Genomic DNA, 18960 nt, shown 5'->3' with positions numbered 1-18960 from the left:
GTGGGGTCTGCTGCGCGGACTACGCCGTACGGCGGACCCCCAACCTATTATTGGATACTTGTTCCGCGTGCGCGCCGACTACACACCAAAGACCGGCATCGAGATGATGGTGGCCGTGCAAGAGTTGCACGAAGTCAAAGCGCGTGAGCTGGCGATCGACTACCCGGATGTTGCTGAGGGTGTTGAGGTCTCGATCGAAACCATGCGGCCCGACGACATCAGAGACTTCCCTTTGCCCGACGCCTACTTGCAGCAGGTTGGGCGCGTCAGACATTTCGGTGCCGCACATCACCACCACTTTCATCGGCAGTGGTGGCGCTAGTGTTTTCGTATTGCAGTGATCCCGACACGTTGGAGCGGCTCTGGTGGCTTAGCTGCTACCTTACCACAGGCGTGCATTTTTCTTTCTACCTGAGCTTTTTGAAGGTGATTGGCATTCTGGCGGTCACAGCCCCAGTGGCGCTTGCCTTTGGGTTCGCGGGTGCGATGTCGGCACGGTCGCAAATCCTGCCGGTGTCCTGGTTGGGCAAGGCCTATATCGCCATTGTGCGCGGTGTACCGGACATCGCATTTTTCCTGTTTTTCGTCATCGCGCTGGATCAGGGCTTTGAATGGCTGCGCCATCAGGCGCTGTGTCCCGACTGGACTGACCCGATCAGGCAAGGCAACGACTTTCTCGTGTGCCCGCAGGCCAAGCTGCCGCTGGGTACGGCCCCCCAGGCGGTCCATCAGGCATATGCTTTTGCCCTGGCCGTCATGACCTTTGCCTTGGTGTTCGGGGCCTTTGTGGCCAACGTGATCTTTGGCGCGATGCGCGCCGTGCCCAAGGCGCAACTCGAGACCGCAGAGGCCTATGGCATGTCACCGCGTCAGACGTTCTGGCGCATTCTTGTGCCGCAAATGTGGGTCTATGCCCTGCCCGGTCTGTCGAACCTGTGGCAGGTTCTGATCAAGGCGACGCCCCTGCTGTTTCTGTTGGGCATCGAGGACGTGGTGTATTGGGCCCGTGAACTGGGTGGGACCAAGACGGCTCGTTTTACGGCGTATCCGCATGGCGATTGGCGCATGTGGTATTTCCTCGCTCTGTTGGTGTTCTACCTCTTTATGACCTGGGGGTCGGAAAAGGTGTTGTCGCGGATCATGGCGCGGCTGACACGTGGTCAGGCCACCACGGGTGGTGAGGCACAGCGCAAGGGGGCGCCCGCGTGAGTTGCCTTGAGACCATACAATCCTACAGCTTGCGGTCTATCGGCATCGGCGAACGGTTGTTGCCGCGCAGCGACTTCACCTTGTGCGAACAGGTGGTGCTGATCGGATCGGGTATGATCTGGAACGTCTATTTCGGCCTCATGGCGCTGACGACGGGCTTTTTCCTCGCCACGGCAATTGCGCTTGGCAAAGGTTCGGCAAACCCTTGGCTGCGCAAACCTGCGGAATGGTTCATCTTTCTCTTCCGGGGTTCGCCGCTGTTTATCCAGTTCTTCTTTGCCTACTTCCTGTTTCTGAATCTCAAAGGCGCGTACCCGTTTTTTGATCCCTTTACGGCGGCGTGGCTGGGTGCGTTGATTGTGCTGTTCCTGAACACAGGTGCCTATTCGGCGCAGATTTTCTATGGCGCGCTGCAATCCATTCCCAAAGGCGAGGTCGAGGCGGCGGATGCCTATGGGCTGTCGGGATGGTCGCGGTTTCGTCGGATCGTCTGGCCCACGATGCTGCGGCTGGCCTGGCCCGCCTATACGAACGAGGCAATCTTTCTGTTTCACGCCACCACGCTTGTCTATTTCTCGGGGTTTCCGGCGTGGCAGCAACGGGGCGACGCGCTGTATTATGCAAGCTACTTTGCGGACAAGACGTTCAACCCCTTTGTCCCTTACCCGATCCTGGCCGGGTATTTCATTTTGCTGACCCTGGTGATCATCGGCCTCTTTGGATTGGTGAACCGGCGGCTCAACCGACACTTGCCCGCGAACGCGCGCAGCAAGATGAAACTGCGCCTCAACCTCATCCGCTGACAGGTTTCATGCCTCCGGCGGGCATATTTTTGGAACAATGAAGCCCCATGCACGATTGGCTGATTGAAAACCCTGAAATCCGCGCGATCCGTGTGGCGGCGTCCGATTTGAACGGTGTGGCACGGGGCAAACGCATGCCAGTGCGCTTTGCTGACAAGGTGACAGAAACGGGGACGCGGTTTCCGTTGTCTGTATTGAATCTCGACATTTGGGGCGAAGACATCGAGGACAGCCCGCTTGTGATGGAAAGCGGGGACCGGGACGGCGTGCTGCGCCCGACCGAGCGTGGTTTTATGCCGATGCCATGGTTGGAAACGCCCACCGGTCTGTTGCCGATCTGGATGTATCACGAAGATGGTCGCCCGTTTATGGGTGATCCGCGACACGCCTTGGCCGATGTGCAGAAACGGTTCGAAGCCAAGGGCTTGACCCCCGTTGTTGCGGTAGAGCTTGAATTCTTTCTGATTGATGATGCTGGCACGCGGCTACGTGTGCCGCCGTCGCCACGGTCAGGCAAACGCCGTGTGGCAGGCGAAATCCTGTCGCTACGGGCTCTGGACCAGTTTGATGCGTTTTTTACCGAGCTGTACGATGCCTGCGAGGCGATGGACATTCCTGCCGACACTGCCATTTCCGAAGCGGGTTTGGGCCAGTTCGAGATCAACTTGATGCATCAGGCCGATGCGTTGAAAGCCGCGGATGATGCGTGGTTGTTCAAGATGCTGGTCAAAGGCATGGCACGCAAACATGGGTTTGCGGCTTCATTCATGGCCAAGCCTTATGAGGACTATGCGGGTTCTGGGCTTCACATGCACTTTTCGGTTTTGGATGGTGAGGGCCGCAACGTCTTTGACGATGGAACCGAACGCGGCAGCGACATGTTGCGTCATGCGATACAGGGCTGTTTGGCGGCAATGCCGGGCGCGACGCTGATCTTTGCGCCCCATGCCAATTCCTATGCGCGGTTCGTGCCGGGGGCGCATGCGCCGACTGGCATTGCCTGGGCCTACGAAAACCGGACGGCCGCCATTCGTGTACCATCCGGGCCGACCGCAGCACGGCGCATCGAACACCGCCTCGCCGGCGGGGATGTGAACCCCTATCTGTCTGTGGCGGCGGTCTTGGGTGCGGCATTGAACGGGATCGAGGACAGGCAGGATCCGCCTGCCCCCATCACCGGCAACGCCTATGCGCAGGACCTGCCGCGCGTTCCGGCCAATTGGTCCGATGCCATCGACACCTTTGAGCACAGCAAAGAGGTCGCGCGCATCTTTGCGCCCGAGCTGGTCGCCAACATGGTACTGACAAAACGGCAAGAGCTGCGCGAGATGGCGGAATTGAGCGTCGAAGAGCAAACTGAAATCTATCTCGACACTGTGTAAGCCGCGCTTTATCAAGGCGGTGTAACCCTCAGGTGATCCATGAAAATCGGCATTTTGCAAACCGGTCACGCGCCCGACGAAGTGTTGGGAACGATCGGTGACTATGACGCCATGTTCCATCGTCTTTTGGATGGGCATGGTTTTGAATTTGAAACCTACAACGTGGTCGATATGGCCTTTCCTGACAGGCCCGAGGTCTGCGACGGTTGGTTGATCACCGGCTCAAAACACGGCGCATACGAAGACCACGCATTCATCCCCCCGCTCGAGGACTTGATCCGCGCGGTCCATGCCTCGGGCCGGCCCCTGGTTGGCATCTGTTTTGGGCATCAGATCATCGCGCAAGCCATGGGTGGGCGTGTGGTCAAGTTCGACGGCGGCTGGCGCGTGGGGCGAACGGAATACACGTTGAACGATGAGACCGTGGCGCTGAATGCCTGGCATCAGGATCAGGTTGTCGAAGTCCCGCCAGGTGCCACCGTGACAGCGACGAATGACTTTTGCGAAAACGCGGCCCTCGTCTATGGCGACCGCATCTGGACGATCCAGCCACATCCGGAATTCGACGCCGACATGGTCGAGGCGCTGGCCACCCACCGTGGCCCCGGCGTCGTTCCTGACGACCAGTTGGACGCCGCCCGCGCCACCCTGCCCGACCCTGTGTCCAACGCGGCCATCGCTGCGCACATGGCTGCCTTTCTCAAGCGCGAGGTCTGACGCATGGCCGATTTGACAATTCCCGATCTGCCGGACGCCGCGCAACAGTACCTCGAGGGCAAACGCCTCGATGAGGTTGAATGTATCATTTCCGACCTGCCGGGCATTGCCCGTGGCAAGGCGGTGCCTGCCTCCAAATTTGCGCGGCAGGACTATTTTCACCTGCCTGACAGCATTTTCTATCAGACCATCACAGGCGATTGGGGCGAGGCCGCGGACGAGGACGGGTTCATCGAAAAGGACATGATCCTGCGCCCGGACATGAGCACGGCAACTGCCGCACCGTGGACCGGGGATTGGACGTTGCAGGTCATCCATGACGCCTTCGACCGCAAGGGCGTTCCCGTGCCGTTCAGCCCGCGCAATGTTCTCAAGCGGGTTGTGCAACTTTATCACGACCGGGGGTGGGAGCCGATTGTGGCCCCGGAAATGGAATTTTTCCTCATTGCGCGCAATCTGGACCCTGCGCAGGAAATCCAGCCGATGGTTGGCCGCTCAGGCCGGCCTGCCGCTGCGCGACAAGCCTATTCCATGACAGCGGTGGATGAATTTGGCCCCGTGATCGACGACATCTATGACTTTGCCGAGGCGCAAGGGTTCGAGATCGACGGCATCACCCAAGAAGGCGGCGCTGGTCAGCTGGAGATCAACTTGCGTCATGGCGATCCCGTCAAGCTGGCGGACGAGGTGTTCTACTTCAAACGGCTGATCCGTGAGGCCGCGCTGCGGCACGATTGCTTTGCGACATTCATGGCCAAACCGATCGAGGATGAACCCGGCAGTGCAATGCACATCCACCATTCGATCATCGACAAAGCCAGTGGTGAAAACCTGTTTGTCGGACCACAAGGGGGCGATACTGACGCCTTCTTCCACTTTATCGCCGGATTGCAAAACCACCTGCCCGCAGCCCTTGCGGTGATGGCGCCCTTCGTCAACAGCTACCGCCGCTATGTCAAAGACCACGCCGCCCCGATCAATCTGGCATGGGGGCGCGACAACCGGACAACCGGAATCCGCATCCCCCTGTCCGACCCACAGGCGCGCCGGGTCGAAAACCGGATCGCGGGCATGGACTGTAACCCTTACTTGGGCATCGCGGCATCGCTGGCGTGTGGCTATCTCGGCTTGATCCAAGAACGCCGCCCCTCGCCGCAGTTTCGCGGTGATGCTTACGAGGGCAACGGCGACATTCCCCGCGTTTTGGGATCGGCGCTGGACCTGTTTGATGCGGCCACTGATCTGCACGGCGTTCTGGGGCCTGAGTTTGCGCGGGTCTACTCCATCGTGAAGCGCGCAGAATATGACGAGTTCTTGCAAGTGATTTCACCGTGGGAACGGGAACACCTGCTGCTGAACGTCTGATCGGCGCATTGATCCTGCTGGACCGAAACTGGGGGCGCGTCTGATGAACCTGCTTTTTGCCAATGACCGTGCCGGGACCTATCCGCCAAGTTGGTATGCCGCGACGGCAGAGGTCACGCCGGAACGCCCGCCCTTGCGCGGAGAGCAGAGTGCGGACGTGTGCATCGTGGGTGCGGGATATACGGGCCTGTCGGCAGCTTTGCATCTGGCCGAGGCCGGGCGCCGGGTGGTGGTGGTCGATGCGCACCGCGTTGGGTTCGGCGCATCCGGTCGCAATGGCGGACAGTTGGGATCGGGCCAGCGGGTCGAACAGCCCTATCTTGAGCAGATGCTGGGGATCGACACCGCCCGCCAGCTTTGGGATCTGGGGCAGGATGCCAAGGCGCTGGTCAAGGATCTGATCGCCCGGCACAATATCGACTGCGCCCTGCGACCCGGCATTGCATGGACGGCAGAGCGTGCAGGTGACGTGGATGATCTGCGCCACTACGCCGATCATATGGCCCGCCAATACGACTATCCGCTTGATGTGCTGGATGCCGAGGCGTTCCACGACATTTGCCCATCGCCCGCCTACAAGGGCGGTATCCTCGATTGGGACGCAGCCCACCTGCATCCGTTGCGCCTTGCACTTGGCCTCGCCAAGGCGGCAGAGGCGGCGGGTGCAACCCTTTGTGAGCGCAGCGCCGTGCATCACATCACCCACGGCGCGCAGGCGCGTGTCCACACGGATGGCGGCGTTGTAACGGCAGATCACGTGATCCTCGCCTGCAACGGCTATCTTGGTGGGCTGGACCGCAAAGTCGCGGCGCGCGTCATGCCGATCAACAACTTTATCGCGGCAACGGCCCCTTTGGGGGATGACGCGGCGCGCGTGCTGGCACGTGACATCGCCGTTTCTGACAGTCGCTTTGTGGTGAATTACTTTCGCCTGAGCGAGGATGGTCGCCTGTTGTTCGGGGGTGGCGAAAGTTATGGCTACCGCTTTCCAAGCGATATTGCCGCCAAAGTGCGCGGTCCGATGACAGAGATTTTTCCCCATCTGGCAGACACGCCCATCGACTACGCCTGGGGTGGGACTTTGGCCATCACGATGAAACGCCTGCCTTACCTTGCCCGCGTGGCGCCCAATGTGCTGTCGGCGTCCGGCTACTCCGGTCACGGCGTGGGCACGGCAATCCATGCTGGGCAACTGATGGCCCACGCTGTCCAGGGCGACAGCGACGGGTTTGACACCATGGCAGCCATTCCGACGCACCCGTTCCCCGGTGGCGCAATGGCGCGTACGCCGCTGCTGGCGCTGGCAATGACCTGGTACAGCCTGCGCGACCGCCTCGGTTTTTGATCCCAACCCCGACCACACGTAATTTCAGCAAGTGACAGCGCATAGGTCACAAAAGCGTTTCTTTTTCCGCTTAACAGTTTTAATAAACCAACAATGATACATAAGGAATCTGAAATATGACGCTGCCTGACATGCACAGTGCCGAAGCCATTCCGCAAGAGGCACGCGCCGAGATTGATCGCCTGCTCAGCTCTGGCGACCTGTTTCGGTACACTGCGGCGTCAGATGCACCTGTCACATTGCTCGAGGCTGAGTTTGCCGACCTCATGGGGTCCAAATTCGCACTTGCCGTTTCCTCATGCTCCGCCGCTTTGTTTTTGTCGCTCAAAGCCCTGGCCCTGCCCCGCGATGCACGGGTGTTGATCCCCGGATTTACCTTTGCGGCGGTGCCGTCGGCTGTTCTGCACGCCGACTGTTTGCCCGTTCTTTGCGAGGTGGGCGACAACTACCGCATTGATATGGACGATTTCGCGGCCAAACTTCCGTCCGTTCAGGCCGTCATTGTCAGCCATATGCGGGGTCACACGTCGGATATGGATGCAATCAAGGAGCTGTGCGACGCAGCGGGCGTCCCCCTGATCGAAGATGCCGCGCACTCGCTGGGCACAACCTGGAACGGGGCCAAGATTGGGACGCTGGGGCGGATCGGCTGTTTCTCGTTCCAGTCTTACAAGATGATCAACGCGGGCGAAGGCGGGATCATGATCACCGACGATGCCGATCTCGTCGCCCGCGCGATCATCATGTCCGGCGCATACGAGCACAATTGGAAAAAGCACCCGGTGCTGCAAACCGCCTTTGCCACGCACCAAAACCAATGGCCGCTCTACAATTTGCGCATGTCGAACCTCAGCGCCGCGGTCATCCGTCCGCAATTGCCGCATCTGGCTCGCCGTGTCGAAGACGGGCGACGCAACCACGACTTCGTGGCGGACCTGCTGGACCAAAGCGCCCACATCCACGTGCCTGCCCCACTTGCCGGTGAGGTCCGCGCACCGGATTCCATTCAGTTCAACCTGGTCGATGTAACCGATGCGCAGGTCGCCACCTTTGTTGAAACCGCAGCGGCCAATGGTGTGAAAGTTCAGGTCTTCGGCGCCAGCACCGACAACGCGCGGGCCTTTTGGAACTGGCAATTCATCCCGGATCTGCCCGAACTGCCGAAAACCCGCCAGATGCTGATGCGTGCCTGCGATGTGCGACTGCCCGTGCACTTGCCTACGGACACGCTGAAGGCAATCGCAGATGTATTGCTGGCCGCGGTGGCCGACGCGACCGAGCAGCGCGCCGCCTAGACGCGCGCCCCCCGCCGCTCAGGACAGTTTCGATAACTTGTCCTGCAGTTCCGCCAGCTGCTTTTTGATCGCATCAAGGTCTTCACCCTCGGGCTGTGCCTCGGCTTCCGGGCCGCCGCTACCACCGGTCCAGCCGGACGACAAACCGCCTGTCATCGCCTTGATGAAGGCCTCTTGCTGCGCCTGCATCATCTCAAAGCCCGGCATTTTGGTCATTGGGTTGATCGCTGTCATGTTCTCCATGACCTTGCTCTGACCATCCCGCAACATCTCGAACGAGGCTTGCAGGAACTGTGGCACAACCGATGCCCCGCCGCCCATGTAGCTGCGCACCAGATCGTTCAACACGTCCACGGGCAACACGCTTTCGCCACGGCTTTCGTGTTCGGCGATGATCTGTAACAGATACTGGCGCGTCAGATCATCGCCGGTCTTCAAGTCCACAATCTGCACCTCACGACCGTCCCGGATGAAACCGGAAATGTCTTCGAGCGTGACGTAATCGCTGGTCTCTGTGTTGTACAAACGCCTGCTGGCATAGCGTTTGATCAACAATGGTGCTGGTTTGTCTGTCACGTGCCTGTCTCCCCGATGCCGTGCTGCGTTGCAGCTTAGGCGCGGCGTGGACAAAAAGAAAGGGTATGTGCACCTGCGGCAAAATCAGGCGGTAACAGGCGCAGAAACATCCACCTCCGTATGTTGCGCCAACACTTCTGCGATGGCAGTGGATGCCGGCGTGGGCTGAAACTGGGGCAACTGCGCGCGCAGCTTGGCATCATCCACGAAATGCGGCCGTTCCCACAGATACCGGACCTCCAAAACCTCGCGCATCAGTGGCGACCAAAGCTGTGCAACCTTCAGGAACCACCATGGAAACGCCTGTACACGCATCGGGCGCTCCACGGCCTTTTCAATCAAGGCCACCATTTCTTCCCCGGTCAGTGCATAGCCACCGAAACCGAATTCTTCATAGGCCTCGAAGGACGCGCGCTGTTCTGCCAGCCCAACCATTGCCCGCGCCATGTCCGGCAAATAGGCCCAGGCATGCACCTGATCACGAGGACCGGGATACGTCACCTGCCCCTTGGCCGCCTTGTGCGCGATATAGGTGTCAAACCAATTGCCGCTCTTCGAGGCTTCAATAAAATCACCCGCCCGCAGCACGATCGTGCGCACACCGCTGTCGCGATACGTATCCTCCATACGAATCCGTATCTTTGCCTTGCGGTAATTGCCCACCCAAGGCGTGCGTTCTGTCAGTCGATTGGGCAACAGATTGCCGTAGTTGTAGATGTTTCCCGGCAGCATCACGGTGGCACCGCTCTTGCGCGCAGCGGTGATCACCGCATCGGTCACACGCGGAACTGTTCCCTCCCACTCGGTGTATGGCGGGTGAACGGCGTTCACGATCACATCATGCCCCATGCACACCAACGACAAGGCCGCCGCATCAGTGGCATCCACCTCGACAGTCCCGGCTCCGGACAGACCGCGCCCTGCGCGTACGACGTTCCAACCTGCGTTTGCAAATGCCTGAGCCGCGGCACGGCCGAACCGTCCCTTTGCCCCCAAAACGATCACTGATGACATGGCTTTTCTCCTATTTTGGTTTGCCTTTCGTATAGATACAGGTCACAAAAACGGATATCACTTGGGATAAATTGCAATAGGTTATTCAAAATTGGATAACACACCAGACTGGTCTCAGATCCAATCCTTTGCCGCGGTGGCCGAACACGGGTCCCTGTCCGCAGCGGCGCGTGCGATCCAGATCAGCCAGCCAACACTCAGCCGCCATATCGCCCAGTTGGAGGCGACGCTGGGCATGCGATTGTTTGAACGGCAAAGCGGTGGCATGTCCCTGACGACCGAGGGCACGGACCTCTTGGGCCACGCCACGGTCATGGCGGACGCCGCTGCGCGCTTTGCCACGGACAAGGACGGCACAGGGCAAAACATCGCAGGAACCGTTCGGCTGACGGCAAGCCATGTGGTCGCCAATTTCATCCTGCCGCCCATCCTGTGCGCGCTGCACGACCGCTATCCCGATATCGAAATCGAAGTCGTTGCATCCGATACAAGTGAAAACCTGTTGCGCCGCGAAGCAGATATCGCGCTGCGGATGTACCGCCCCACGCAGCCTGACGTCATTGCAAAACACGTCACCAACCTGGATCTGGGGATGTATGCCACGCCGCAATATGTTGAAACACACGGCGCGCCAGAAACCGTCGACGATCTGCACAGGCACAGTGTGATTGGCTATGATCGCAGCACCCTGATCATAGATGGATTTGCATTGCGCGGATTTGAAGTCGGGCGCAGCTTTTTCGCATTTCGGAGCGACGATCAGGTTCTGTGCTGGCACATGGTCACCGCGGGCTACGGCATCGGTTTTGCACCGCAACGGGTTGGCGACAACGACCCGCGTGTTGTGCGCCTATCCGGCGACATAGATGTGGGGGGCATGCCGCTTTGGCTGACTGCTCATTCCGATCTGCGTCGCATCCCGCGTGTCCGCCGCGTTTACGACTGGTTGGCGCAAAATCTGGTCTGATACCGATTGAGACGCCGATCCGGCGTCACCCAACCCACTCTGCAGAACCTGCCAACGGGCTTCGGACAAAGAAAAAGGCGGGCCACGCGGGGCCCGCCAAAGTCATCGCGCCTTTCAGGGAGGAAAGGTGGCGCGATATCTCTTGTGTGACTTACTTAGCAGCCGCTTTTTTCGCAGCAGCAGTCATGTCGCCTGTGGCTTTTTTCACGGCGGCAGATGCGTCTTCGCTCATGTCTTTGCCAGCGGCCATCATCAGCTCGACTGTGTCCATTTGGACTTTCTTCGCAACTTCCGCGAAGGCTGCCATGTGCTCGGCTGTCACTTCGGCGTAGGCCGATGCGAAGTCGGTCATCGCCTTGGCGTAGTCGGCAGGCTCTGTTTTCGCTTTGGACATGTCGGCCAGTTTGGCGAGTGTCTCTTTTGTCCACTTCGAGGAGATCTCGGTGGATTTTTCAGCGGCGTCGATGGCGACGGTGCTCAGTTTTTCGTTCAGCGATGTGGCTGTTTTGAATGCGTCTTCCATCGCTGCTGTATCAACGGGGAAAGAGCCCATAACGTCTTTGAACATCGCGGTCATATCTTGTGTCTTGGCCATTGCCTAAATTCCTTTTGCGTCGCTGCGGGAACACCCCGCGTTTCTGCGTCTGCAAACAACATAGATGCTGCGCCGCAGCATTTCAAGCATTTTGCTGCAGTGCGGCAAAATAGCCTTACCTTGGGTAAAACTGTTTTTGAATCAGGGCTTTGCCTTAACGGCAACGTAGGTGCCGGGTGCATCACACAGCACAGGATGTTCCGAATCTCCCGGAGTGCGTGCAGGAACTTGTGCGCCTGCGCGTTTTTTCAGCCACGTGCCCCAACGCGGCCACCAGGACCCTTGATGGAATTTTGCGCCCTCAAGCCAGTCCCCATGATCCAACGCCAAATCGGTGTTGGTGTAGTGGCCGTACTTGTTCTTGCTGGGCGGATTGACGATGCCCGCGATGTGACCCGATTGCGTCATGATGAACGTGCGGTCCTTGGACCCCATCTGTTGCACACCGCGGTAACAGTCTTTCCAAGGCGCGATGTGATCCGTCTCGCAGGCGATGGCGCACAGCGGCACGTCAATGTCACCAAGTTCAAGGTGATGCCCCATGAGGTCGAACCCGCCCGTGGCCAGTTCATTGCGCTGGCACAGCCCACGCAAATATTGCATCGCCATCTTGCCCGGCAGATTGGCCCCATCCCCATTCCAATAGAGCAGGTCAAAGGCCGGGGGCGTCTCGCCCATCATGTAGCTTTTGATGGCTGGCGTATAGACGAGGTCATTGGACCGCAGGAACGTGAACGTCCGCGCCATGATCACCGACGGCAGAATACCCTTGTCTTTGGTCTCTGCCTCGATCCCGTCAATAAAGTCATCGGTCAGGAACGGCGTAAACTCGCCCTGATCCCCAAAATCCGTCAGCGCGGTAAAGAAGGTCGCGGACTTTATCGACTTGTCCTTGCGCTGCTTGAGCAAGCTTAGCGTCAACGACAGCGTGGTGCCGGCGATGCAATACCCGATGGCATTGACCTGTTTCTCGTTGGTGATTGCCTTGGCTTCGCGGATCGCGGCCAGATAGCCCTCTTCGATATACTCTTCGAGACCGACCTCGGCATAGGCCGCGTCAGGGTTGACCCAGCTGACCACAAACAACGTATGCCCTTGATCGACGATCCATTTGACCAGGCTGTTTTGCTGCTTGAGGTCCAGAATGTAGAATTTGTTGATCCAGGGCGGAAACAGAACGACAGGGGTTTTGTGAACCGTTTCCGTAGTCGGGCTGTATTGGATCAGCTCCATCATGCGGTTGCGATAGACAACCTTGCCTGGTGAGGTCGCGATATTGCCGCCCAGCTCAAACGCACGGTCGTCGGCCAGTTTGACAATCAGTTCGCCGTTGTTGGCCTCAAGGTCGGAAATCAGGTTCTCAAGCCCCTGCACCAGCGATTGTCCTTCGGTGGCCACTGCCTTTTCCAGAGCGTCGGGGTTTGTCGCCAGGAAATTGGTCGGGCTCATCATGTCGACGATTTGGCGGGAAAAATACGCCAACCGCTGTTTTTCGAGCGGCTCCAGATCACCCACATCCTCGACCGCCTGACGCACAGCATCCGCGTTGATCAGGTACTGTTGTTTAACGTAATTGAAATAGGGGTGCGTTTCCCACAACGGATTGGCAAAACGCCGATCCTTTGGTCCGGGATCTTCGGGCGCCTGCAACTTGCCCGAGGCCAGCGCCTGTTGCGCCTCGACGAAATGCGTTACGGATTTCGACCAGAATTGCAGCTGATGCTCCAGCACCTTGGCCGGTTCGCGAAACGCCTCATGCCAATAGGCGGTCGCGGCCTTGGCGAACAATTCCTGATTCGGCCCGTCCAACGCCGTATTGTGCGTGCTGCGGTGCGTCAAAACCTGGGTGAGTCGCTGCGTTAACTCTTCGACTTTACGAAGATTTGCATTCAATTTGTCGAGGTTTTCGCCCGACACAGCACCATCGGTTGTGTCATTGGTTGTCATGTTAACGTCTTCCCCGTAGTCTTCGCACGTGCAGCATCCGCAGAACCGCGGTTGCGGCGTATGTATGGTCGCATGTTTCAGGGCGCAAAGCGACAAACCGTCCGACGTGGAATGATATCCGCGCGGGCCAACCGGGTACGAAGGAACTGTTATGCGCTATATGGCCAGTTACGATCTGATGGAAACCATGCGGAACACCAACCAGTGGCTTGGGGCAACCGCACAAGCACTGGGCGCCTACCCCGCGTTTTCAATGATCCCGAACCCGGCGATGCAATGGATGCGTGCTTGGGGTGAGGTCACGGAACGCACCTTTCAGCGCATGGTGGTCAAACCCGACTGGGGCATCCCGTCCTTTTCCGCCGAAGACGGCAAGGATCATCTGGTCAGCATCGACATCGCCGTTCCGGGCGATTTCGGCGACCTGATCCATTTCAACGTCGCGGGGCGCAAGCCACGCAAGCGCAAGGTTCTGCTGGTTGCACCCATGTCGGGGCACTACGCGACGCTGCTGCGCTCCACCGTTATTTCGCTGATGCAGGACTGCGAGGTCTATGTCACAGACTGGCACAACGCCCGTGACATCCCGGTCAGTGCAGGCAAATTCGATGTCGAGGACTATACCCTCTACCTTGTCGACTATATGCGCCACATGGGGCCAGACACACATGTGATTGCTGTTTGCCAACCCGCCCCCCTGACATTGGCCGCCACCGCATACCTCGCCGAAGAGGACCCAGAGGCGCAGCCGCGATCCCTGACCCTGATCGGCGGGCCAATCGACCCGGACGCCAACGCCACGGACGTCACGGATTTTGGCCGCCGGGTCACCATGGGCCAGCTTGAGGAAATGATGATCCAACGCGTCGGGTTCAAATACCCCGGCGTGGGACGCAAAGTGTATCCCGGTCTGCTGCAACTGGCGTCATTCATGTCGATGAACGGGGAAAAGCACTCCAAGGCGTTCACCGACCAGATCAGCGCCGTCGCCCGTGGCGATGCAGGCGATCACGACAAACACAACACGTTCTACGACGAATACCTCGCCGTGATGGACATGACGGCCGAGTTCTACCTGTCCACCGTGGACCGCATCTTCAAACGTGCCGAGATTGCCAAGAACGTCTTTACCGTCAAAGGCAAACGCGTCGACATCGGCAAGATCACAACCGTTGCCGTGAAAACGGTCGAGGGCGCGAACGACGACATCTCCGCCCCCGGCCAATGTGTTGCCGCACTCGATCTGTGCACGGGCCTGCCCGACAGCAAAAAGGCCAGCCACGTCGAACCGGGCGCCGGTCACTATGGCATCTTTGCCGGGCGCAGCTGGCGCAACAATATCCGCCCGCTGGTGCTCGATTTCATCGATGCAAACTCGCCTAAGCCCAAGAAAAAGGCGGCCAACAAGAACGCGGCGGCCTGACCTGTGGCGGGCGTTGATCTGCCCTTTGCCTGTGACTGCGGGAAACTGCGCGGAACGCTTTTGGGCGTTTCGCCAACCAATGGCACCCGCGCCGAATGCTATTGCCACGACTGCCGCGCAACGGAACTGTTTGCGGGCCAGCCCGACCCGGCACCCGGCGGCGTGCAGCTTTATCAAACCGTGCCTGACCGGGTGCGGTTTGACGCAGGGCTTGACCAGTTGGCCGCGTTCTCACTGTCGGAAACCGGTTTGCTGCGCTGGCAGGCACGCTGTTGCGGTGCGGTGCTGTTCAACACGATGCGCACGCCAAAAGTATCATTTGCCTCTTTCAGAACGGACCGTTTGGCGGACCCCAGCCCACTTGGCCCCATCGTCGCGCGCGCGTTTGCGCGCAAACCCAACGGCAAACGCGGTCACGAAGGCGGCTGGCGGTTTCTGATGGGATTTGCAGGACGCGCCTTGTCGCGTCGCGTCACAGGACGGTGGAAAGATACGCCGTTTTTTGAACCCGGCACAAAAACCCCCGTGCGCGACGTTTATGTCGTGACAGATGCAGAACGCGCCGCGCTGCTGCCCGACGGCTGATCCAAATGCAATTCATTCAAAAGCCGGGCGTCGTGTCCCAATCCGTTGTGCGTCAGCGCAGGACCAGTGGCTGACGCATCCAGTCGCGTATCGCTTGCGTGGTTTCATCCGGCATTTCAAGCGTGGGCAAATGGCCCGCATGTTCCAGCACCCGCAGCTCTGCCCCATGGATCAGTTCGGCCATGAACGTGTGACGCTTGACCGGACACAAGGCATCGTGCGCACCGCACAAAACCATCGTAGGCACTTTGCATTTGCGCAACGTCCCCTGCTGGTCCCGCCGGCGCTGCAATGCGCGAGACTGGCGGATAAACACGTCGGGGCCCAAGGCTTCGGCCATATCCATCACCAGATCCAAGATTTCATTCCGAAACGGCCCCGGCGCAAGGTAATTGGGCTTCATCTCTTCGCGCATGACATCAAACATGCGGCCCGCGCGCACCTTGACGATTTGCGGCTCGCGGGCGGCGGCGACCTGTGGTGTCTCGGCCAGGGGGTTGGTGTCCATCAACGCCAACCGCGTGATCCGGTCAGGCGCACGACGCAACAGCTCCATCGCGACGATCCCGCCCATCGAAAGCCCCGCCAGCGCAAAGCGTTGCGGCAGTTCGTCCAGCAACCCGCTCGCAATCTCTTCGATCCGTTCACCGCGTGTGACAGGGGACACCATCACCGAAAATTCGGAGGACAACGCCGCGATCTGCGGCCCAAAAAGCCGCGCATCACACATCATACCGGGAAGGAATACCAGAGGCTCAGCCATGCCCCTGCCCTGCGTTTACCGCCATCTGCTGCCTGCCGTTTTGCCTTTTGAGCACCATGTCTCACCACGGGGTGCGCGGCAAGTCCAACTTGCGCCTGTCAGCCTTTGATCTGATCCCAAAACAGCGCGAGATGACGGCTGACAATCTCGTTGTAGCGGTCCGTCTGCTTGAGCTTGGCCAGACCCGCGTTGAACCGGTATAGGTGCGCCGTGCCGCGCCAATGCTTCTTGGAAATCAGCACGTGCAGCCCTTCGACCGACAGCGGACGTGCGGCTGGCGAGACAACATCCGTCAGCCCCATCTCGAACATCTTCTGGACGCCCAGGAACTCGTTCAGCGCCACCGCATCGACCTCCCCTGCGACCAGCATGTCGAAACAGGCATCAGGCGTGGCCGGTTGTTCCAGCGTCACCAGATTGTCGGTCAGCCAACGCCGGTCTGCACGGTCCAGATCATGCGTGAAATACCCCGCCGGACGGCACAGAACCTTTCCATGCAGGTCACTGTCGGTCTCAAAGGTGATGGGGTCGTCACTCTTGGAAAACAGCAGGATCACCAGATCGACCAGCGGGTCAGAAAAATGGAAATTCACGCAGCGTTCGTGGCCGGGGTTGCCAGCACAGTCCGGCTGAAACCAAGGGAAACCCATGTCGAATTTTTTGGAATCAAGCATGGGAAACAGGTGTTTGGACCAGTCGTTTTCCCAAGTGATCGAATAGGTTACAGGGTTTGGCGTGGTCTCGAGGGCCGCGTTCACCAGCTCCGTCAACATGCCCTGCCCCGGCCAATCGAGATCCGTGAACGGGGCATAGTTCGAGGCCGTGACCAGCTTCATCTCCGCGTCATCGTCGGGCTGCTGCAAGGGCGTAGGATCAGGCGCGCGCACCACGTCATCGGGGCACGGGATCGACAGAACCGTGCCTTCGGGCAACTCCAGAAGGCTGCCACCCTGAATGTCGGGATTATTGTAAAAGATCAGCGACCAGCGGGACAGATCGCCCAACTGTTCCTCGGCGATGGAAAACAATGTGTCATCCGGCCCAACCGTCAGCGTCGGCTGGCAGGCCGAGGCCGCACCGGCCAGCGCCACACCACTCAAACCGCTCAGAAATACAGTGCGCAACATCGCGCCTCTCCTCAGAAGTCGGACCAGATTTTGGTCATGTGGCGGTCGATCACCTGTTGATAAGCACCGGACGCTTTGATCACATCCAGACCACCGTTGATGGTGGCCAGCAGCGCGTCAGCCTCCGGATGTTCCTTGTGAACCAGCACGTGCAGCCCTTCGATGGACACCGGACGGCCCTGCACCACCTCAACCTGGTCTTTCAGATCAAGCGATTTGATCGCGGCACGCCCCGTAAACTCGTTCATTGCTACGGCGTCGACCTCTCCGGCCACCAGCATCTCGAAACAGGCGCGCACCGTGCTGGGCTGTTCCAGCGTGATCTTGCCATCCGTGATCCAGCGGCGGTCGGCCCGGTCGAGATCATGGGTGAAATACCCGGCGGGGCGACACAGCGTCCGCCCTTCGATGTCGCTGTCCTGCGCAAAGGGGATGGGCCGCGTCTTGTCCACGAACAGCAGGATCAGCATCTCGAACATAGGGTCGGAGAAATGGAAATTCGTGCAACGGTAATTGTCCGGGGACCCTTCGCAGTCCGGTTTGTACCATGGGAACGCCATATCCATCATCGCCGTGCTCATCAGCGGATCCAGATGCGAGGACCAATCGTTGACCCAATGCACGCGGTAGGCTTCGCTGGATGCAGATTGCCCCATCGCGGTGTTGACCACATCCGTAATCAGCCCCTCGTTTTCCAAGGTCTGATCCGTGAAAGGTGCAAAATCACCGGCCGTCACGATATTGATCGTCTGTTCCAACTTGCGGCGCGGGGCGGACGGGGCCGGTGCGGGCGTGGATGCGGGCGCCACGGCTGTTTCGGTCACGACGGGCAAACCGCCTTCGAGGCCTTGGGGCAGACCGTCGATACAACCGAGGCGCAGTTTCATCCCGATCCGCAAGGCGTTGGGGTTCTCACCGATCACCGACAGGTTGTTGCGATGCACCTCGGTCCAGGCAGACACGTTCTTGTAATGCCTGTCCGCGATGGCCGACAGGCTGTCACCTGCCGAAACAGTATAGACACCACCACAGGATTGCGCAGCCGCAGATACAGCCGATGCCGTCAACGCAGCAAACGCCGCGCCCAAGAATCGTTTCATGCCCGTTTCCCCCAGATCACGATGTGCGCGAAAATCCCTTATTTCGCTGGGGTACGTCAATGTCTAAGCTAGATATTGTGATCAAGTATACATGTTGACATCGGCCATGGGCGATCACCGCCCTATGGGTAGGCGATTCCCCGAAAGGTTGGAAAATCCGCATAGCGAGCGGCGCGTTCGGCCTGGCTTTCACCCGGTGCATCGCCCCGCCTCAGCAACAGCCCCTTGGGTGCGATGTAACTGCCGATCATCCGATGCGGCGTCGGGCGCCAGTCGAGGTTCAGCGCGCACAGTTTGGGAAAGAACCACATGCCGGAATAGGGCAAATGGTCGTGAATCCACCACGCCAAATCCCGCCAATCGCGCCCCAGCTCGTACTGGTCGGTGAACCATGGAATAGCCAGCGAGGTCCCCGCTATGGCCGCCTCGCCCTCGCCCCAATCCCAGATGTGGCATTCAATTGGATTGTCGTTGCGCGCGCAATTCAGCTTGTTCGCATTGCCATATTGATTGAGGCGCGGGGACCTGTACCCGGACCGTATCGCAATCCGGCCAAAGGTTTCCTCCAGCGGGTCAAGCAACAGCGTACACAACATCTTCCCATGCGCGATAGCACGGTCAGGGTTCTCCGGTATGTTCTTGATTTGGTGAAAGTTTCCGATCTCTGAATAGAGAAAGTCGCGCATGTAGAAATGTTTGGACAGACGCACCCGCCCAAGTGTTTCAAGGCTCCACATGCTGGCCGGG

At 59.2% G+C, this 18960-nt stretch carries 19 protein-coding genes; 11 read left to right on the top strand and 8 right to left on the bottom strand.

All coding sequences use genetic code 11. From position 1 onward, the window contains the following. Positions 1 to 67 precede the first annotated feature (67 nt). The 8 genes from Q0936_RS12120 (at position 68) to Q0936_RS12085 (ending at position 8116) form a co-directional block, all read left to right on the top strand. The gene (locus tag Q0936_RS12120) at positions 68 to 322 is read left to right on the top strand and encodes a hypothetical protein (protein ID WP_299292402.1); all 255 of its coding nucleotides are present in this window, start codon (positions 68 to 70) and stop codon (positions 320 to 322) included. Next, on the top strand, positions 322 to 1209 hold the full coding sequence (locus Q0936_RS12115; protein ID WP_299292460.1) for an ABC transporter permease subunit: 888 nt from the start codon (positions 322 to 324) through the stop codon (positions 1207 to 1209). Before Q0936_RS12120 ends, Q0936_RS12115 begins: the two co-directional genes overlap by 1 nt. Then, entirely contained in the window at positions 1206 to 2012 is an 807-nt protein-coding gene (locus Q0936_RS12110) for an ABC transporter permease subunit (protein WP_299292404.1), read from the top strand. Before Q0936_RS12115 ends, Q0936_RS12110 begins: the two co-directional genes overlap by 4 nt. A 47-nt stretch (positions 2013 to 2059) precedes the next feature. Continuing rightward, on the top strand, positions 2060 to 3394 hold the full coding sequence (locus Q0936_RS12105; RefSeq protein ID WP_299292406.1) for a glutamine synthetase family protein: 1335 nt from the start codon (positions 2060 to 2062) through the stop codon (positions 3392 to 3394). Between the two features lie 39 nt (positions 3395 to 3433). Further along, the gene (locus Q0936_RS12100) at positions 3434 to 4111 is read left to right on the top strand and encodes a type 1 glutamine amidotransferase (protein WP_299292408.1); all 678 of its coding nucleotides are present in this window, start codon (positions 3434 to 3436) and stop codon (positions 4109 to 4111) included. Between the two features lie 3 nt (positions 4112 to 4114). Then, on the top strand, positions 4115 to 5476 hold the full coding sequence (locus tag Q0936_RS12095; RefSeq protein ID WP_299292410.1) for a glutamine synthetase family protein: 1362 nt from the start codon (positions 4115 to 4117) through the stop codon (positions 5474 to 5476). 43 nt (positions 5477 to 5519) lie between these two features. Then, positions 5520 to 6821, top strand: coding sequence for an FAD-binding oxidoreductase (locus tag Q0936_RS12090; RefSeq protein ID WP_299292412.1), 1302 nt, complete (start codon positions 5520 to 5522; stop codon positions 6819 to 6821). Between the two features lie 116 nt (positions 6822 to 6937). Continuing rightward, on the top strand, positions 6938 to 8116 hold the full coding sequence (locus tag Q0936_RS12085) for a DegT/DnrJ/EryC1/StrS family aminotransferase (protein ID WP_299292414.1): 1179 nt from the start codon (positions 6938 to 6940) through the stop codon (positions 8114 to 8116). A gap of 18 nt (positions 8117 to 8134) precedes the next feature. On the opposite strand, the gene phaR is transcribed toward Q0936_RS12085, so the two are convergent. After that, positions 8135 to 8692, bottom strand: a complete 558-nt coding sequence (gene phaR / locus Q0936_RS12080; protein ID WP_299292416.1) for a polyhydroxyalkanoate synthesis repressor PhaR — start codon at positions 8690 to 8692, stop codon at positions 8135 to 8137. 84 nt (positions 8693 to 8776) lie between these two features. After that, complete coding sequence (locus Q0936_RS12075; RefSeq protein ID WP_299292418.1) at positions 8777 to 9706, bottom strand: NAD-dependent epimerase/dehydratase family protein; 930 nt, start codon at positions 9704 to 9706, stop codon at positions 8777 to 8779. Positions 9707 to 9797: 91 nt separating this feature from the next. Here Q0936_RS12075 and Q0936_RS12070 point away from each other — a divergent pair, with 91 nt between their 5' ends. Next, positions 9798 to 10673: a LysR family transcriptional regulator gene (locus Q0936_RS12070; RefSeq protein ID WP_299292420.1), complete on the top strand. Its 876-nt coding sequence runs from the start codon at positions 9798 to 9800 to the stop codon at positions 10671 to 10673. 151 nt (positions 10674 to 10824) lie between these two features. Here the strand turns inward: Q0936_RS12070 and Q0936_RS12065 are convergent, their stop codons facing one another. Both Q0936_RS12065 and phaC read right to left on the bottom strand, forming a co-directional pair. Further along, positions 10825 to 11268, bottom strand: coding sequence for a phasin family protein (locus Q0936_RS12065; RefSeq protein ID WP_299146451.1), 444 nt, complete (start codon positions 11266 to 11268; stop codon positions 10825 to 10827). 141 nt (positions 11269 to 11409) lie between these two features. Then, the gene (phaC, locus tag Q0936_RS12060; RefSeq protein ID WP_299146450.1) at positions 11410 to 13215 is read right to left on the bottom strand and encodes a class I poly(R)-hydroxyalkanoic acid synthase; all 1806 of its coding nucleotides are present in this window, start codon (positions 13213 to 13215) and stop codon (positions 11410 to 11412) included. 151 nt (positions 13216 to 13366) lie between these two features. On the opposite strand from phaC, the gene phaZ reads away from it, so the two are divergent. Then, the gene (phaZ, locus tag Q0936_RS12055) at positions 13367 to 14638 is read left to right on the top strand and encodes a polyhydroxyalkanoate depolymerase (RefSeq protein ID WP_299292422.1); all 1272 of its coding nucleotides are present in this window, start codon (positions 13367 to 13369) and stop codon (positions 14636 to 14638) included. A 3-nt stretch (positions 14639 to 14641) separates the two neighbouring features. After that, complete coding sequence (locus Q0936_RS12050; protein ID WP_299292424.1) at positions 14642 to 15223, top strand: DUF6151 family protein; 582 nt, start codon at positions 14642 to 14644, stop codon at positions 15221 to 15223. Positions 15224 to 15275: 52 nt separating this feature from the next. Here the strand turns inward: Q0936_RS12050 and Q0936_RS12045 are convergent, their stop codons facing one another. The 4 genes from Q0936_RS12045 to Q0936_RS12030 all read right to left on the bottom strand — a co-directional run bounded on the left by Q0936_RS12045 (position 15276) and on the right by Q0936_RS12030 (position 18950). Then, the gene (locus Q0936_RS12045) at positions 15276 to 15986 is read right to left on the bottom strand and encodes an alpha/beta fold hydrolase (protein WP_299146447.1); all 711 of its coding nucleotides are present in this window, start codon (positions 15984 to 15986) and stop codon (positions 15276 to 15278) included. A gap of 98 nt (positions 15987 to 16084) precedes the next feature. Beyond that, positions 16085 to 17113, bottom strand: coding sequence for a transporter substrate-binding domain-containing protein (locus Q0936_RS12040; RefSeq protein WP_299292426.1), 1029 nt, complete (start codon positions 17111 to 17113; stop codon positions 16085 to 16087). Between the two features lie 11 nt (positions 17114 to 17124). Continuing rightward, positions 17125 to 18213 (bottom strand): transporter substrate-binding domain-containing protein, encoded by a 1089-nt coding sequence (locus Q0936_RS12035; RefSeq protein ID WP_299292428.1) that lies wholly within the window; start codon positions 18211 to 18213, stop codon positions 17125 to 17127. Between the two features lie 122 nt (positions 18214 to 18335). Further along, positions 18336 to 18950, bottom strand: a complete 615-nt coding sequence (locus tag Q0936_RS12030) for a hypothetical protein (protein ID WP_299292462.1) — start codon at positions 18948 to 18950, stop codon at positions 18336 to 18338. Positions 18951 to 18960: the final 10 nt, after the last annotated feature.

The organism is uncultured Tateyamaria sp. (assembly GCF_947488715.1).
Classification (GTDB): Bacteria; Pseudomonadota; Alphaproteobacteria; order Rhodobacterales; family Rhodobacteraceae; genus Tateyamaria.
The sequence above is the reverse complement of the archived record's forward strand: the minus strand, read 5'-3'. Positions and strand labels throughout refer to the sequence as shown.

What these genes read in the sequence shown, in the direction of transcription:
- Q0936_RS12105 (WP_299292406.1), top strand. Translation starts at nt 2,060, where the DNA reads ATGCACGATTGGCTGATTGAAAACCCTGAAATCCGCGCGATCCGTGTG.
- Q0936_RS12100 (WP_299292408.1), top strand. Translation starts at nt 3,434, where the DNA reads ATGAAAATCGGCATTTTGCAAACCGGTCACGCGCCCGACGAAGTGTTG.
- Q0936_RS12095 (WP_299292410.1), top strand. Translation starts at nt 4,115, where the DNA reads ATGGCCGATTTGACAATTCCCGATCTGCCGGACGCCGCGCAACAGTAC.
- Q0936_RS12090 (WP_299292412.1), top strand. Translation starts at nt 5,520, where the DNA reads ATGAACCTGCTTTTTGCCAATGACCGTGCCGGGACCTATCCGCCAAGT.
- Q0936_RS12085 (WP_299292414.1), top strand. Translation starts at nt 6,938, where the DNA reads ATGACGCTGCCTGACATGCACAGTGCCGAAGCCATTCCGCAAGAGGCA.
- Q0936_RS12075 (WP_299292418.1), bottom strand. Translation starts at nt 9,706, where the DNA reads ATGTCATCAGTGATCGTTTTGGGGGCAAAGGGACGGTTCGGCCGTGCC.
- Q0936_RS12065 (WP_299146451.1), bottom strand. Translation starts at nt 11,268, where the DNA reads ATGGCCAAGACACAAGATATGACCGCGATGTTCAAAGACGTTATGGGC.
- phaC (WP_299146450.1), bottom strand. Translation starts at nt 13,215, where the DNA reads ATGACAACCAATGACACAACCGATGGTGCTGTGTCGGGCGAAAACCTC.
- phaZ (WP_299292422.1), top strand. Translation starts at nt 13,367, where the DNA reads ATGCGCTATATGGCCAGTTACGATCTGATGGAAACCATGCGGAACACC.
- Q0936_RS12045 (WP_299146447.1), bottom strand. Translation starts at nt 15,986, where the DNA reads ATGGCTGAGCCTCTGGTATTCCTTCCCGGTATGATGTGTGATGCGCGG.
- Q0936_RS12040 (WP_299292426.1), bottom strand. Translation starts at nt 17,113, where the DNA reads ATGTTGCGCACTGTATTTCTGAGCGGTTTGAGTGGTGTGGCGCTGGCC.
- Q0936_RS12035 (WP_299292428.1), bottom strand. Translation starts at nt 18,213, where the DNA reads ATGAAACGATTCTTGGGCGCGGCGTTTGCTGCGTTGACGGCATCGGCT.
- Q0936_RS12030 (WP_299292462.1), bottom strand. Translation starts at nt 18,950, where the DNA reads ATGTGGAGCCTTGAAACACTTGGGCGGGTGCGTCTGTCCAAACATTTC.